Annotated in this window: 15 protein-coding genes; 11 read left to right on the forward strand and 4 right to left on the reverse strand. The window is 55.5% G+C overall.

Translation table 11 applies throughout. The annotated features are described in order from the left end of the window. Nucleotides 1-1,500, forward strand: coding sequence for a 4-alpha-glucanotransferase (gene malQ, locus KJS55_RS15140; RefSeq protein WP_213543764.1), 1,500 nt, complete (start codon nucleotides 1-3; stop codon nucleotides 1,498-1,500). 60 nt (nucleotides 1,501-1,560) lie between these two features. On the opposite strand, the gene KJS55_RS15145 is transcribed toward malQ, so the two are convergent. From KJS55_RS15145 to KJS55_RS15155, 3 genes are all read right to left on the reverse strand, one after another. Beyond that, a complete protein-coding gene (locus tag KJS55_RS15145) occupies nucleotides 1,561-1,956 on the reverse strand; it encodes a bacteriohemerythrin (protein WP_187028636.1) in 396 nt (131 codons plus the stop codon). A gap of 81 nt (nucleotides 1,957-2,037) precedes the next feature. Continuing rightward, nucleotides 2,038-2,283, reverse strand: a complete 246-nt coding sequence (locus tag KJS55_RS15150; protein ID WP_187028634.1) for an IreB family regulatory phosphoprotein — start codon at nucleotides 2,281-2,283, stop codon at nucleotides 2,038-2,040. Between the two features lie 130 nt (nucleotides 2,284-2,413). After that, a complete protein-coding gene (locus KJS55_RS15155) occupies nucleotides 2,414-2,953 on the reverse strand; it encodes a DUF5662 family protein (RefSeq protein WP_428846523.1) in 540 nt (179 codons plus the stop codon). Between the two features lie 134 nt (nucleotides 2,954-3,087). Between KJS55_RS15155 and KJS55_RS15160 the strand changes: the two genes are divergently transcribed. From KJS55_RS15160 to KJS55_RS15185, 6 genes are all read left to right on the forward strand, one after another. Further along, nucleotides 3,088-3,519, forward strand: coding sequence for a hypothetical protein (locus KJS55_RS15160; protein WP_187028631.1), 432 nt, complete (start codon nucleotides 3,088-3,090; stop codon nucleotides 3,517-3,519). Between the two features lie 470 nt (nucleotides 3,520-3,989). Beyond that, complete coding sequence (locus tag KJS55_RS15165) at nucleotides 3,990-4,202, forward strand: hypothetical protein (RefSeq protein WP_228300578.1); 213 nt, start codon at nucleotides 3,990-3,992, stop codon at nucleotides 4,200-4,202. A 20-nt stretch (nucleotides 4,203-4,222) separates the two neighbouring features. After that, on the forward strand, nucleotides 4,223-6,871 hold the full coding sequence (gene alaS, locus KJS55_RS15170; protein WP_187028630.1) for an alanine--tRNA ligase: 2,649 nt from the start codon (nucleotides 4,223-4,225) through the stop codon (nucleotides 6,869-6,871). Nucleotides 6,872-7,138: 267 nt separating this feature from the next. Next, nucleotides 7,139-7,606 (forward strand): hypothetical protein, encoded by a 468-nt coding sequence (locus KJS55_RS15175; protein ID WP_213543766.1) that lies wholly within the window; start codon nucleotides 7,139-7,141, stop codon nucleotides 7,604-7,606. 114 nt (nucleotides 7,607-7,720) lie between these two features. After that, nucleotides 7,721-7,834: a DUF4250 family protein gene (locus tag KJS55_RS15180; protein WP_213543767.1), complete on the forward strand. Its 114-nt coding sequence runs from the start codon at nucleotides 7,721-7,723 to the stop codon at nucleotides 7,832-7,834. A gap of 83 nt (nucleotides 7,835-7,917) precedes the next feature. Further along, nucleotides 7,918-8,256 carry a histidine triad nucleotide-binding protein gene (locus tag KJS55_RS15185; protein ID WP_213543768.1) on the forward strand — a complete coding sequence of 113 codons (339 nt, stop codon included), beginning with the start codon at nucleotides 7,918-7,920 and terminating at the stop codon, nucleotides 8,254-8,256. A 159-nt stretch (nucleotides 8,257-8,415) separates the two neighbouring features. Here the strand turns inward: KJS55_RS15185 and KJS55_RS15190 are convergent, their stop codons facing one another. Next, a complete protein-coding gene (locus tag KJS55_RS15190; protein ID WP_213543769.1) occupies nucleotides 8,416-9,849 on the reverse strand; it encodes an S-layer homology domain-containing protein in 1,434 nt (477 codons plus the stop codon). Nucleotides 9,850-10,045: 196 nt separating this feature from the next. Between KJS55_RS15190 and KJS55_RS15195 the strand changes: the two genes are divergently transcribed. The 4 genes from KJS55_RS15195 to KJS55_RS15210 are packed head-to-tail and all read left to right on the forward strand — an operon-like array spanning nucleotide 10,046 to nucleotide 14,105. Further along, nucleotides 10,046-10,246, forward strand: coding sequence for a helix-turn-helix transcriptional regulator (locus KJS55_RS15195; RefSeq protein WP_187028626.1), 201 nt, complete (start codon nucleotides 10,046-10,048; stop codon nucleotides 10,244-10,246). Beyond that, a complete protein-coding gene (locus KJS55_RS15200; RefSeq protein ID WP_213543770.1) occupies nucleotides 10,239-12,500 on the forward strand; it encodes a DNA internalization-related competence protein ComEC/Rec2 in 2,262 nt (753 codons plus the stop codon). The genes KJS55_RS15195 and KJS55_RS15200 overlap by 8 nt, the downstream gene beginning before the upstream one ends. Continuing rightward, nucleotides 12,484-13,521, forward strand: coding sequence for a DNA polymerase III subunit delta (holA, locus tag KJS55_RS15205; protein WP_213543771.1), 1,038 nt, complete (start codon nucleotides 12,484-12,486; stop codon nucleotides 13,519-13,521). The genes KJS55_RS15200 and holA overlap by 17 nt, the downstream gene beginning before the upstream one ends. Next, complete coding sequence (locus tag KJS55_RS15210; protein WP_213543772.1) at nucleotides 13,518-14,105, forward strand: ribonuclease M5; 588 nt, start codon at nucleotides 13,518-13,520, stop codon at nucleotides 14,103-14,105. The genes holA and KJS55_RS15210 overlap by 4 nt, the downstream gene beginning before the upstream one ends. The last annotated feature ends 130 nt before the right edge of the window (nucleotides 14,106-14,235 follow it).

Here is a 14,235-nt window from a genome sequence, read left to right on the forward strand (position 1 = left end):
ATGAGAAGAAGCTGCGGCGTTCTGTTGCCGATTTCTGCGCTGCCGTCCTCCTATGGGATCGGCACCTTAGGGAAGGCAGCCTATGATTTTGTGGACTTTCTGACGGAGGCGGGGCAGTCCTGGTGGCAGCTGCTGCCAGTGGGTCCCACCAGCTACGGGGATTCCCCCTATCAGAGCTTTTCCACCTATGCTGGGAACCCCTATTTCGTGGATTTGGATTTGCTCGTCCGGGATGGTCTTCTGAAAAAAGAGGAGATTGAGGCGCGGGACTGGGGACGAGACCCTAGCCGGGTAGACTACGCAGCCATCTACCGCAGTCGGTTTCAGCTTTTACAGATAGCTGCGGACCGCGGTTGGGAGAGAGATGCTGACAAGGTAAAAGCCTTTTCAGAAAAAAACGCCGGCTGGCTGCCGGATTATGCCCTGTTCATGGCGCTCAAGCGCCATTTTGATATGCGGGCCTGGACGCAGTGGGAGGATGAGGACATCCGGCTTCGGCGTCCGGCGGCGGTAGAGCGCTATCAGCGGGAGCTGTCGGAGGATATCCGACTCTTTACCTATATCCAGTATCTCTTTTTCCGGCAGTGGGAAGCCCTGCGGACCTATGCCCATAAAAAGGGCATCGGTATGATCGGGGATTTGCCGATTTATGTTGCCATGGACTCTGCGGATGTATGGGCAGAACCTGACAGCTTCCAACTGGACGAGCGGAATATCCCCAAAGAGGTGGCCGGGGTTCCTCCGGATTATTTCAGCGAGGACGGCCAGCTGTGGGGCAACCCGCTTTACAATTGGGATGCCATGAAGGCCGATGGATATGGCTGGTGGATTCGCCGTGTTGACGGCGCTTCCCGGCTCTATGATATTTTGCGGATCGATCATTTTCGCGGCCTGGAGAGCTACTGGGCGGTACCCTATGGGGAGCCGACAGCGAAAAACGGCCGCTGGATCAAGGGACCTGGCATGAACCTGGTGGGCGTTCTGAAAGGGTGGTTTTCCAGCCTGCAGTTTATTGCAGAGGATCTCGGGTATCTGACACCAGAGGTTCGCCAATTTCTACAGGACTCTGGCTTTCCTGGAATGAAGGTGCTGGAATTTGCCTTTGACTCCCGGGAACCCAGCGACTATCTGCCCCATACCTACACGCCAAACTGCGTCTGCTATGTGGGCACCCATGATAACGCGCCCGTCATGGCCTGGAAAGACGAGGCGGACCCGGATGATGTGGCCCTGGCGGTACGCTATCTAGGGTTGAATCAGGAGGAAGGCTTCCATTGGGGCATGATCCGCGGTGGACAGAGCAGCGTTGCGGATTTGTTTATCGCGCAGATGCAGGATTATTTAGGGTTAGGGGCAGACTCTCGTATGAATACCCCTGGGTTACTGGGCGGAAACTGGCAATGGCGGCTGATGCCGGAGCAATTGGATGCAATGCTGGCAAAGCGCATGGCGGAAATAGCTTGGATTTACGGCAGAAGTCCAAGTGAGCATAAACCATAAAAAATGATATCCCCATGTTCCGGAACATGGGGATATCATTTTTCTGAAGTGGGGCGCATGTTATTTCTGCAAGAAAGCACCGAGTTTTTTGTCCTCTGTTCGGATGTGGGAAACCAAGACGGCGATATGTGCGTTCAACTTGCCCAGATCACTGACCGTGGGGCCAGCTGCTGGAATCGCATTGGCGATATCCCGCAGCTTTTCCTTATAGTTTTCGTGAAAAGTACGGTGATACTGATAGCCGGGATAACCGCTCTGCTTCTGGAGGGCCTCCTCATGGGAAAAATGCTTATTCACATATTCCAACAGAAATTTCATGGTAGGCTCCAGAGAAGCACGACCCTTACCACTGCCGCAGGCATCCATAAGTTTGTTGACTGCATCAAACAATTCACGATGCTCCCGGTCAATTGTGGCATTGCCGGTTTCCAGGTCCTTTGTCAGTTCATATCGCATAAAAAACTCCTCTCATATGTACAATTTTTGTATAGAAAACATCCCACAGATATCATCCTGCGGGATGTTGACATGAAGAAATCACTGACCTAGATAATGGCGGACCAGCACCTGCAGCAGTTCGTCCCGGTCAATCTTGCGAATCAGTGTACGCGCATTATTATGATTGGTGATATAGGTGGGGTCCTCAGAGAGAATATACCCCACAATCTGGTTAATGGGATTATATCCCTTTTCCTCCAGTGCCTGATAAACCGCTGTCAAAATTTGATGGATTTCCGCATCCTTATCCATTGTGATCTTAAATTTCCTAGTAAAGTCGTCCATACAGGCACCACCTTTCTTCCCTATCTATTTTAGTATACTCGCTTTTTGAAAACCTGTAAAGCCCTTCCCGGAGAAAAAATTGAAAGATTTTTACTGCCATGAGAAGGTCGCCTCCGCCGGTCATAACACGCTATTTTCCAAGCATCTCTTTCCGGATATAGTCAAAAGCGGCATCTTCGCCGTCATCCTGCAGTTTTTGCAGCAAAGTTTCCAGCAAAGCCTCTGTAGCGGGGTGGAGCAGCAGCCGACGCCCCTTTCCGCGCAGAAAAAACTGATAGGGATCGCCAGGGGAAAAGGCATCTCCGCGGTAGACCTTGCTGGCCGCCAGGCGGTCACAGAACATTTCCGCCACATATTTTTTCGGCATTTCCACGCCGACGATTCCGCTGCCATCCAGACTGTAGTCTGTCCAAAATTCAAAGTGATGGCGGTTGCGGCCCTTATGATGCATCCAGGAGGCGCTATAGCCTTCTGCCTTTCGCTGGGCGTCATTGGGGCTGTGATCACCCTGAAAGTATTTGGCACCAGTCCAAAATTCCACCGGTGAGTATTTGGACAGGTCGTGGGTCAGTCCCTGCCAGTAGAGTCCTAACCGAAAACAGTATTTTCTGACCAGGGCCCGATGGCGGTGTACAGTTTTCCAATGCTCCCAGATCTGCAAAGAGTTCACCTCCGCTATATGCCGCCCATAAGAGAAGCGGATTTTTTCAGTAACTTTAAGTATATCACAGCTCTGAGAAAAAGACGAGAGGAAATTTTGCATGGAACCAGGTGGACAGCAAAGACTAGCAGGGAGGTGGTCACATGGAAAGTGCGATTTTTGCCTGTCCCGCGGCCTGGAAGCCGCTGCTGCCCATAGACGTGAAGATTGTATCCGGGGCCGCGGCCCTGGCAGAGCGAAGCTGGGACCTGGTAGCATTAACACCGGATGGCCTGCGTATGGCAGAAGCGATCCGGTGCCGGCTGTTGCTGGCACCGGGGGAGTGTGGTGTGCTCTCTCAGATTCAGGCGGAACGAGTAGTGACCTACGGACTCTCACCTAGAGACAGCCTGACGCTTTCCAGTCTGCAGGAGCCAGTACTGTGTGTGCAGAGGACCCTACCGCGGCTGGATGGCGGAGTGATTGAACCGCAGGAGCTTCCTCTGTCCAATTTGCCCTTCCCGGCGGAAGAACTGTTGCCGCTTCTGGGGCTGCGGCTGTTGCAGATGCCATTGGAGACGGCAGGAAAGCTGTGATAGACTCCTAAAAAAGGAGGGATAGAATGGCTTGGTGGGAGATTTTGATACTGCTCTTCCTGGCGGGCGGTGCAGCCGCACTCTCCAAGTGTCTTTACAGTGGGGGCATCACGCACTGCACAGGCTGCGGCCAGTGTGCAAAGAGCGGCAGGTGCGTGTATCACGCCGCCAGGCTGGAGAAAAAGCGGGAATCCTGTGTTTTTTTCGTTGACAAATCCCAGGAAAAGGGTATAATAACCTTGTTATTGTGCAAAAAGCAATGAAGAAGCCAGCTTCGCGAAACAGGTTAAGCGAGAGGGGAGATGGTGCGAGCCCCTTGCCCACGCCGGGAAGCCGCCACTTTGGAGCAGATCGCGTCGAGCGGGACGGGTCATCCCCGTTACAGGATGGCGTGAGATGCCCCTCCGGGGCAGATCAGGGTGGTACCGTGGAATGTTTTCCGCCCCTGACATGGGTCAGGGGCGGCTTTTATGTTGAGGCTCAATGTCAATATGGCAAAACAGATTTTCTTTTTTAAAAAAGCAATCCCCATCGTAGGCGGGGTGGTCGGCGGAAGTATTACGTACTTGTTATTCAAACCATGTTGTGATAAACTAAAACATTCTTTGCACAACACAAGATTGAGCAATCCTAATGATCTAGGCATAGAGGAAGAAGAAAACATAGTAATTGATATAGAATGAAAATAGGAGGAAGAAACACTATGGCACATCCCTACTACGGACTCAACGAGCTGCGGGAGATGTTCCTCAGCTACTTCGAGAGCAAGGGCCACCTCCGGCTGCCCAGCTTCTCTTTGATCCCGCCGGCCAACGACGCAAGCCTTTTGCTGATTAACAGCGGCATGGCCCCCATGAAGACTTGGTTCACCCGAGAGGAGGAGCCTCCCCGGGACCGGGTGACCACCTGCCAGAAGTGCATCCGCACCGGCGACATTGAGAACATCGGCAAGACCGACCGCCACGGCACCTATTTTGAGATGCTGGGCAACTTCTCCTTCGGCGACTACTTCAAGCAGGACGCCATTCCCTGGACCTGGGAGTTTTTGACGAAGGTGGTAGGCCTGGAGCCGGACCGGCTGTATCCCTCCATCTACCTGGAGGACGAGGAAGCCTTTGAGATCTGGAACAAGGTGGTGGGCATCCCTGCCGAGCGGATCTTCCGCTTCGGCAAGGCCGACAACTTCTGGGAGCACGGAGCCGGTCCCTGCGGTCCCTGTTCCGAGGTTTACTATGACCGTGGCCCCGAGCACGGCTGCGGCAAGCCGGGATGCACCGTGGGCTGCGAGTGCGACCGGTATATCGAGGTGTGGAACAACGTTTTCACCCAGTTTGAAAACGACGGCGAGGGCCACTACACCGAGCTTAAGCAGAAGAACATCGACACCGGCATGGGTCTGGAGCGGTTGGCCTGTGTCGTGCAGAATGTGAACTCCCTTTTTGACGTGGACACGGTGATGAATATCACCAACAAGGTCAGTGAGATCACCGGAGCTCACTATGGCGAAAGCCATAAGAGCGACATCTCTCTGCGGGTCATCACCGACCACATCCGCTCCAGCGTCTTTATGATCTGTGACGGGGTGCTGCCTTCCAACGAGGGGCGGGGCTATGTGCTGCGCCGTCTGCTCCGCCGGGCTGCACGCCACGGCAAGCTTCTGGGGGTGAACGATCCATTCCTCTTTGATGTGGTGGGCACGGTGATTCATGAAAATGAAACCGCCTATCCGGACCTGCGGGAGAAGCAGGCCTATATCACCAAGGTCATCCGCACCGAGGAGGAGAATTTCTCCAAGACCATCGACGGCGGCATGCGGATCTTCGCTGATCTGCTGGCGGCCCACAAGGCCAAGGGTGAGACCCAGTTCTCCGGCGCGGATGCCTTCAAGCTCTATGACACCTACGGCTTCCCTGTGGACCTGACCGCCGAGATGGTGGAGGACGAGGGCATGACGCTGGACCGGGAGGCCTTTGACCGGGAGATGGAGGAGCAGCGCCAGCGTGCCCGAAAGGCCCGGGAGGCCCTGGGCGATCTGGGCTGGGCCGGCATCGAGTTCGGCTCCGACATGCCCGCCACCGAGTTTTTAGGCTATGACCGCACCGAGGCTCAGGGCAAGGTCCTGGCCATCGTGGCGGAGGAGGAGCTGCGGGACGCCGTGGCCGCCGGCGCGGAGGCCACGCTGGTCCTGGACCAGACTCCCTTCTATGCAGAGATGGGCGGCCAGGTGGCCGATACCGGCGTGATCACCGCCGGCGGCGCCGTCTTTGAGGTCAGCAACGTCCAGAAGAACAAGGGCGGCAAATTCCTCCACATCGGCAAGGTGGTCTCCGGCCAGTTCCAGGTGGGAGACAGTGTCACCGCCGCCATTGATGCGGAGCGGCGCAAGGCGATCATGCGGGCCCACAGCGCCACCCATCTGCTGGATGCGGCCCTGAAGAAGGTGCTGGGCGATCACGTTCATCAGGCCGGCTCTCTGGTGGAGCCGGACCGGCTGCGCTTTGACTTCACCCACTTTGAGGCCATCACCCCGGAGGAGCTGAGCGAAATTGATCGCTTGGTGAATGACGCGATTCTGGAGGGCTATCCGGTAGTCACCGAGGTTTTGCCCATTGAGGAGGCCAAGAAAAAGGGCGCTGTTGCCATGTTCGGAGAAAAGTACGGCGACATTGTCCGCGTGGTGGAGATGGGCGATTTCTCCATGGAGTTCTGCGGCGGCACCCACCTGGACAACACCGCCAAGGCGGGCCCGTTCCGCATCAAGTCCGAGGCATCCATTGCCTCTGGCGTCCGCCGGATTGAGGCCACCGTGGGGAAGCTGACCTTGGAGACCGTGAACCGCAACCAGCAGGTGCTCTTCCACGCAGCCCAGATGCTCAAGACGAATCCCGGCGAGCTGGAGAAGAAGCTGGACCAGCAGCTTACTGAGATGAAGGAGCTGCGCCACAACTTAGAGAAATTCCAAGCGGAGGCCTCCTTGGGCGAGGCTCGGCATTTCCTCATGTCCGCCAAGGATGTGGAGGGTCTGAAGGTCCTGACTGCCACGAAAAACGGCCTGGATGCCAACGCTCTGCGGCAGATGGGCGATTTTCTGCGGGACAAGGAGCCTGCCACTGTGGCGGTTTTGGCTTCGATCAACGGAGAGAAGATCACCTTCCTGGCGGTCTGTGGCCCCGAGGCTGTGAAAAAGGGCGTGAAGGCCGGCGATCTGGTCAAGAGCGTGTGCGCCATCTGCGGCGGCAAGGGCGGTGGCAAACCGGACAGCGCCATGGGAGGTGGCACGGATTTGCTAAAGCTGGATGACGCGCTGGCCAGTGTGGATGATTTTGTGGCTAGCAAGCTGAGCCGCCCATGACACATCTCTCCGGGAACCCGGGCTGAGCCCAGTGAAGCGGGGAGGCCTGGGAACGGAGACTGTTGAAAAAGTGGTGGACACTTTTTCGAAAAGGCTGTACTCTGCTGTGTGTATAATTTGTCTGCCTGTAACAGCCAAATTCCACACTTGCAGGGTGAGAAGTGTTTTCATCCACACATGTGTCGTGGCTGAAAACAAATTTCACATGTTTTGTGTCTGTAGGCACAAACTCTGCGAGGCTTTTTTGATATAGAGAAGGGGATTGGAATGACCAGAGACGATCTGAGGGTCTTCCAGGGGCTGGAGATTGACTTCTCCAGCATCGGTCTGGAGCAGCAGGACAGCAGCCCCTATTTCTGTACCCCGATGGGGGCGGAGTATGTGGGGTGGATCGGCTGTGACGGCGTCCACTTCGTCCTCCTGCCGGGGGACGAGCGGGTGTTTTGTGTGGACCCTGCCATGGGAGAAGTGGGCAGCTATGTGCTGCCAGTGGCAGAAGACTTCCATACCTTCCTTGCCTATCTGCTCTTCTGCCGGGACGCCAACCCTCTCTCCCAGATCTGGTGGATGGAGGAGAAACAGTTTCGGGACATGCTGGCGGAGAACGTCTCCTGGGAGGGCTGTGAGGAGTTTTTTGCCCGGAAGGACCAGACACTGGCGACGCTTTCCCGGACCTTCGGTCTGACGTCCCAGGACCCTTGGGAGATGGTCAAAGCGTTGCAGGGGGCGATTTGATCCGTCGGTATTGACCTTCTCTCCTGAGTATTACAACGTGCTGGGGCTGGAACAGCCATAAAGATTTATTTGCAGGACTATACAAGGGAAAACCCTTGACAAAAAAGAGCGCTTATGCTGCCAAAGCCCCCCTATATCCTCTTGAGCTTTGTCAACGCCCAGCTCCGGGACCAGGCTGAGAACCTGTCGGATCTGTGTGCCGCGCTGGATGTGGGGGAGAAGCTCTAGCAGACCCTGGCGGGGGTTGACTATCATTACGATTCAGATTATCATCAATTCATATCTGATTGAGAAGAGAGGAGGTTCGAATTATGTCTGAGTGTTTGTTTTGCAGTATCGCTGCCGGGGAGATCCCCAGCAGCAAGGTCTACGAGGATGACGTGTGCTTTGCCTTCAACGACATTGCACCCCAGGCACCCACCCACTTTCTGGTGATTCCCAAGGCCCACATTGGCTCTGTGTCTGAAGTGACAGCCGATAACAGCGGTGTTGTGGCTCACATCTTTGAGGTGATCTCGAAGCTGGCTAAAGAACAGGGGCTGGAGAGCTACCGGATAGTCTCCAACATCGGTGAGCAAGCAGGGCAGAGTGTTTTTCATCTGCATTTCCACGTGTTGAGCGGCCGGGACATGACTTGGCCTCCGGGCTGAGCGAGCAAATAGTCCTGAAGAGATAAAACAAGGCTATCATCAGAGGCCTATTGAGGGGACTGGCAAGGGGAGAAGTGTCTCGCCGATTTTCTACGGTTTGCTTTGTCTATGCAAAAGCAGCGCCTTTCGGCGCTGCTTTTTTATATACGATTCATGAACTTAGGCGGCAGAAGTCGTGGTAGCGGGAACCTCAGCCGTTATCTCCGGAAATTGAGAGAGATCAGAGGGATAAGAGACCTTGACCTGGTCTCCCATGGCGTTGATATCCATGGTCATATCCATGTCCATAGAAATTGCCAGCGAGATCGTATCCGCTTCGCCCTGCTTGAAGCCCACGGTTACATCCATAACCATATCAGCGGTCGCATTTTTCAGCTGGTTGTTGCTGCCTACTGTATAGGTATAAGAGAATGTATCCACATTGAAATCCAGAGAGAAGTCAATTCCAGCCTGCTGCATCATCGGCATGACTTCATCTAAAATAACAGAGAACAGATCCTGATACAGCGCCTCAAACGCACGATTCAGCGTCAGCGTGTAAACCGTGTTTCCACCGCTGGTCTTGGTAGTGATAGAATCAATGAAAGGCATCATCATGCTGACATTAGACTGATAGCCCTGCCCCATGAGCTGCTGATAAAGGGCCATAAACTCATCCATCTCCGCGCTGATGTCTTGGCGATAGGCATCCTGATCCATGCGCACATAGAGCCAGCCGTCCCGCAGCCAAAGGCCCAGGTCCACCGTCTCGTCCAGCATGGTCATCTTCATGGTCATAGCCATTTGGGGCGTTTCGCTAAGCACCATCTGGATGTTGCCGGATGCAGTGGTGGACATGCTCTCTTTTTCTTGAATGGGCTGTCCGTCAGACTGGCCCTCCATGGTAAAATCCATATCCATGGACATGGTGAAGTCCGTGTCCATGCGCTCCGCGGCACTGAGAGAGGCCAGAGTCCGATACGATTCGATCTTGTCTGTGATGGGCTTGGCGGCCTCAGCATCAATGGCGCCATCCTGGATCAGGCTGTCCAGCAGATAGGTGCTGCCATCCTTCAACTCACAGGCCAGAGCCTGATAGGTGAGTGCGGCCAGATCATCCCGCAGGAATACACCGCCCACAAGGGAGGTGTCAAAGAGACCATGGGTCATGGCAAATGCGGCAGCGTCCGCATACTGGAAGTCGGTGCCGTCCTTGTAGCCCAGGGCGCGCAGCAGGAACACCACGTAGTTCTGCGCGCTGCACGAGCCGGAACCAAAGGTGGTGGAGGAGGTACCGTTGGTAATGCCATTGGTATACAGCCATGCAACATAGGGAGCCGCTGTCTCACCTACATCGGTGAAGGGATGGGAAATTTCACCAGCTTGGTAAGAAGACGCGGCCTCCTCCTCAGCACCATAGAGACGGACCAGCATGATAGCGGCCTCGCTGCGAGTCGGGGCCCGGTCCAGCTCAAAACCACTAGAGGTGCCGCGGAACATCCCGATGTCAGCCAGTTCCTCTGCCACGGAGTCATAGTTGGAGGCGGAAGCGCTGACACACAGGGCTGCTGACAGCAGCAGTGTGGTGAACAGCAGGGTCAGAAAACGTTTCATAAAATTTTCACTCTCTTTCCTTTGGCAAACGCCATTTTTTATATCATACGACGAAAAGGTTAGGCCGTCAAGTAAACAAGAGAGGGGCGGAGAGAGAAAAGGCTAGTAATTTTTCAGTACATTCGCTATAATAAATTATGGGATCAAATCCCACTTTTCCGAACGGTATGCTATGCTGTCCGGTGAGGTGGGAGGGATGATGAAACAGGCACGGCTGGAAGCGGGGATGACACAAGCCGCACGACTGCGGGGGATTTCCCTGGCGGTGTATAGCCGGATAGAGTGCAGGCGGCGGAAACGGATTCCCGTTCGCTTGCTCTGCAAGATTGCAGACCTCTATGGAAAACCCTTAGAGGAGCTTTTAGGGCGGAGGGGGAGATCGGGAACCTATGCGTAAGCTGGCCATCTTCACCGGGAGCTTTTCCCTGGGGATTTTTCTGTCCCAATATCTGCTGAGCGCCGTATGGCTGCTGCCATGCGCGGTGGGAGCTTTTCTGTTCTCCTGCGGCAGGCTCGTGGTTCCCGGGGACTGGGGCCGGCGGCTGTTGCTGGCGGGGGTGGGCATCTCGCTGGCCTTTGGCTGGAACTGGCTGTATATGCGTCAGGTTCAGCGGCCTATGGAGGCCTTGGCGGACACAGAGCATGTACTGACCATGACCCTGTGCGACTATGCTGTACCCACGGACTACGGCGCAAAGGCGACTGTTCGTGCGGAGGGACTTCCTGGAAAGCTCGCCTATTATGGAGGAGCGGAACTGCTGGAGCTGCGGCCCGGGCAGAGTGTGCGGGCACTCGTGCGCCTTGGCAGCGCAGCCCGCATTCGGGATGACGATATCACCACCTTTACCTCCAAGGGGGTCTTTCTGCTGGCTTATCAGCGCGAAACCCTGGAGATTGGGGAGGAGGCTGCGCCTTTTGGGTGGCCGGTCCGCCTCGGACATGCCATGCAAGAGAAGATCGGGGAGCTTTATCGGGGGGACACCGCCGGCTTTCTCACCGCGATTTTAACCGGAGATAAGGCCGGACTTTCAGAGCAGGCGTCCTGGAATCTCTCAGAGGCAGGACTCTTTCATATCCTGGCGGTCTCAGGCATGCACTGCAGCTTTCTTCTAACGCTGGTACGGCTGCTGACAGGACGGCACCGCCGCCGTCTGCTGGCTGGGGTCACTGTGGTCTTGCTGGTGTTTTACGCATTGCTCACAGGCGGGAGCCCCTCGGTGGTGCGGGCCTGTGTAATGCTGATCTTTCTTCTGGCCGCGCCGCTGCTTGGCCGGGAGAGTGACGGTCCTACATCCTTGCTCTCCGCCCTGTTTTTCATTTTGCTGGAAAATCCCTTCGCAGCCGCATCTATCAGCCTGCAGCTGTCCTTTGGCGCGGTAGCGGGGATTCTGTGGCTGACACCAAAGCTCCATAGGCTGCTGCTTGGTGATAGAAAGCATGGGAAGTATTTTCGTTTCCTAGCAGCTGGATGCTCCACCACACTAGGTGCTCTGGTTTTTACTGTTCCGCTGTCCGCCTATTATTTTGGAACGCTGGTACTGATTTCACCTGTCAGCAACCTGCTGTGTCTGTGGGCTGCCAGTCTAGTATTCATCTTGGGGCTGGTGTCTGTTCTGCTGGGCTTTCTCTGCACACCTCTTGGGATGCTGGTGGGGATAGTCCCTGCGCTGCTGACCCGCTACATTCTGGCCGCAGCCAGACTGCTGGAAAGCATACCCTACCATGCGGTGTATTTTGCAAATCCATATTTAAAATACTGGCTGGCTTTTCTCTATCTGCTTTTTGCTGCCGCGTATCTGCTGGGCCCCAAAGGACGCAGGAAGTACGTGCTGGCGGCTTGCTGCGGTGCGCTGGCCCTGACGGTGACGGTTTGGCTGGGGGCAGAGCGCTTCCAAAGTGATCTGGATGCCGTGGTGCTGGATGTGGGCCAGGGACAGAGCGTGCTGTTATCCTCGCAGAGCTCCTTCGCCCTGGTGGACTGCGGCAGCGGCAACAGCTGGTATGATGCCGGACAAACGGCGGTACACCAACTCCGCTCCCTTGGGTGTTGGAGGCTAGACTACCTGATTCTGACCCACTTTGACAGCGACCATATCAACGGCGCGGTATCCGTGCTGCAGCATGTTTCCGTTGGCACGCTGTTGGTGCCGGAGCCAACGGATATCACAGATGCATATCTTGCCGTAACGGAAGCTGCAAAAGAGAGGGGAACCAAGATACGAACCCTGGAAACAATGGCGAATATTTCACTGGGCGCGGCCATCTGTACGGTATATCCGCCCACGGGCGGCGTGGAGGACAATGAACGTGGGCTGGCAATTTTGATTTCTGTGGGGGAGGAAGACCTGCTGATCACAGGCGACATGAACGCCGCTGCAGAGCGTAGGCTCCTCACAGCTTATGAGCTGCCGGATTTGGAATATCTGGTGGCGGGGCACCATGGCTCCAAATTCTCCACTACTGATGATCTGTTGGACGCCTTGGACCCGGAGACGGCGCTGATTAGCGTGGGGAGCAACAGCTATGGGCATCCAGCGGAGGAAACTCTGCGGCGTCTGGCGGAACACGGCTGCACCGTTTATCGCACAGACCTGCATGGGGACATTCATCTATCTATACAGCAAGGAGACGAGCATGAAAAAGAGCAATGAGGCATTTGAGAAGTTAAAGCGGGACCTGAAGGAGGGAACAGTCCGCTGCGCATACATCTTCTATGGCGAAGAGAGCTATCTGCGGGAGTATTACTTGGGGGCGCTGCGCAAGGCGCTGGTCCCTGCGGGCTTTGAGGAGTTCAATTATCACCGGCTGGAAGGAAAAGACTTGACAGTTCAGACTCTAGCTGAGGCGGCAGAGGCCATGCCCATGATGACAGAACGAACGCTAATTGTGGTGACAGATTTTGATCTCTTCAAACTGGGGGAGGAGCAGCGGGAGAAGCTGATTGCCCTTTTAGAGGACGTGCCGCCCTACTGCTGTTTGGTGTTTGTATACGACACCCTGGAATACAAGCCCAACCGCACCATGAAAAAGCTGATGAAGGCGTTGAGCGACCATGTGGAGAGCGTGGAGTTCCGCCCTGCCGACAGCCGTGAGCTGACGGCCTGGATTGCCCGGCGCTTCCGGGCGCTGGACAAGGATATTGACCGGCAGACGGCAGAATACCTGATCTTTACCTGCGGGGACCTGATGACGGGATTAGTGCCGGAGATTGAAAAGATTGGAGCCTATGCAAAGGGAAAGACCATTACACAAAAGGATATTGATGCTGTAGCAGACCCGGTGTTATCCGCAGAGGTATTCCGCCTCTCGGACGCAGTGCTGCAGGGACAATATGACAAGGCGGCTGGAATTTTAGGCGACCTTTTAAAAATGCAGACGGAGCCGATTTTGATTCTGGCGGCACTGGGCAGCCAGCTTCGCCGCATCTACACGGCTCGGATGGCCATCGACAGCGGTAAGGACAAATACTGGCTGATGGAACTATGGGGCATGAAATTCGACTATCCGGCCAAGGCGCTGCTTACTGCGGCCAAGCGAACCACTGCCGGATGGTGTGCCGACGCAGTGCGGCAGTGCCAGGTGCTGGACCGGAGGATGAAGAGTGAAAAGGGAATGGATGCGGCCGGGGAGCTGAAACTCCTGCTGGTGCGGCTGGGAGCTGGACGGAAATGAAACGGATTCAAGAGGTCATTGTGGTGGAGGGACGGTACGATAAGAACACCCTCTCTCAGGTGGTGGAGGCCGCCGTCGTTACTTTAGAAGGTTTCTCCATCTTTCACAACAAGGAGAAGCTTGCCTTCCTGCGACGCCTTGCGAAGGAGCGGGGGTTGATCCTGCTCACGGACAGCGACGGTGCTGGCTTTGTCATCCGAAACTATCTGAAAGGGGCTATCCCCAGAGAATGGGTAAAGCATGCCTATATTCCGGATGTTGCGGGAAAGGAACGCCGCAAGCGCACCCCCGGAAAGGAGGGAAAGCTGGGGGTGGAGGGCATGCGTCCGGAGGTGTTGCTGGAGGCTTTGCGACGCAGCGGAGCCACATTTCTGGACGAGGCAGCAGAGCATCCGAAAAGAGGGGGCATTACCAAGGGAGACCTTTATGAATGGGGGCTTGCCGGCGGTGCGGGCAGCGCGGAAAAGCGCAAAGCTCTGCTGAAAAGGCTGGACCTGCCGGAGCATCTGACCGCCAATGGGATGCTGGAAGCACTCAACCTGCTCTACGACCGGGAATCGCTTGCGCGAATGCTACAGGAGTAAGCAAGCCCCGTCTATTTTGAGGCAATTTTCCAAAGAGGCGAGGTTATGTGCGCCCCCATCAAATGCACCATATGATAAACATATGTACTTATAGTTAAAAATAGATTCCGGTTTTCTTTATGGGATGAAG

Origin of the sequence: Pusillibacter faecalis, assembly GCF_018408705.1 — a bacterium.
Taxonomy (GTDB): domain Bacteria; phylum Bacillota; class Clostridia; order Oscillospirales; family Oscillospiraceae; genus Oscillibacter; species Oscillibacter faecalis.

Excerpts from the sequence above, each read along its gene's own strand:
- alaS (WP_187028630.1), top strand. The coding sequence starts at position 4,223 with ATGGCACATCCCTACTACGGACTCAACGAGCTGCGGGAGATGTTCCTC.
- KJS55_RS15210 (WP_213543772.1), top strand. The coding sequence starts at position 13,518 with ATGAAACGGATTCAAGAGGTCATTGTGGTGGAGGGACGGTACGATAAG.
- KJS55_RS15185 (WP_213543768.1), top strand. The coding sequence starts at position 7,918 with ATGTCTGAGTGTTTGTTTTGCAGTATCGCTGCCGGGGAGATCCCCAGC.
- KJS55_RS15190 (WP_213543769.1), bottom strand. The coding sequence starts at position 9,849 with ATGAAACGTTTTCTGACCCTGCTGTTCACCACACTGCTGCTGTCAGCA.
- KJS55_RS15165 (WP_228300578.1), top strand. The coding sequence starts at position 3,990 with ATGTTGAGGCTCAATGTCAATATGGCAAAACAGATTTTCTTTTTTAAA.
- KJS55_RS15150 (WP_187028634.1), bottom strand. The coding sequence starts at position 2,283 with ATGGACGACTTTACTAGGAAATTTAAGATCACAATGGATAAGGATGCG.
- malQ (WP_213543764.1), top strand. The coding sequence starts at position 1 with ATGAGAAGAAGCTGCGGCGTTCTGTTGCCGATTTCTGCGCTGCCGTCC.
- KJS55_RS15175 (WP_213543766.1), top strand. The coding sequence starts at position 7,139 with ATGACCAGAGACGATCTGAGGGTCTTCCAGGGGCTGGAGATTGACTTC.
- KJS55_RS15195 (WP_187028626.1), top strand. The coding sequence starts at position 10,046 with ATGATGAAACAGGCACGGCTGGAAGCGGGGATGACACAAGCCGCACGA.
- holA (WP_213543771.1), top strand. The coding sequence starts at position 12,484 with ATGAAAAAGAGCAATGAGGCATTTGAGAAGTTAAAGCGGGACCTGAAG.
- KJS55_RS15145 (WP_187028636.1), bottom strand. The coding sequence starts at position 1,956 with ATGCGATATGAACTGACAAAGGACCTGGAAACCGGCAATGCCACAATT.
- KJS55_RS15180 (WP_213543767.1), top strand. The coding sequence starts at position 7,721 with ATGCTGCCAAAGCCCCCCTATATCCTCTTGAGCTTTGTCAACGCCCAG.
- KJS55_RS15200 (WP_213543770.1), top strand. The coding sequence starts at position 10,239 with ATGCGTAAGCTGGCCATCTTCACCGGGAGCTTTTCCCTGGGGATTTTT.
- KJS55_RS15160 (WP_187028631.1), top strand. The coding sequence starts at position 3,088 with ATGGAAAGTGCGATTTTTGCCTGTCCCGCGGCCTGGAAGCCGCTGCTG.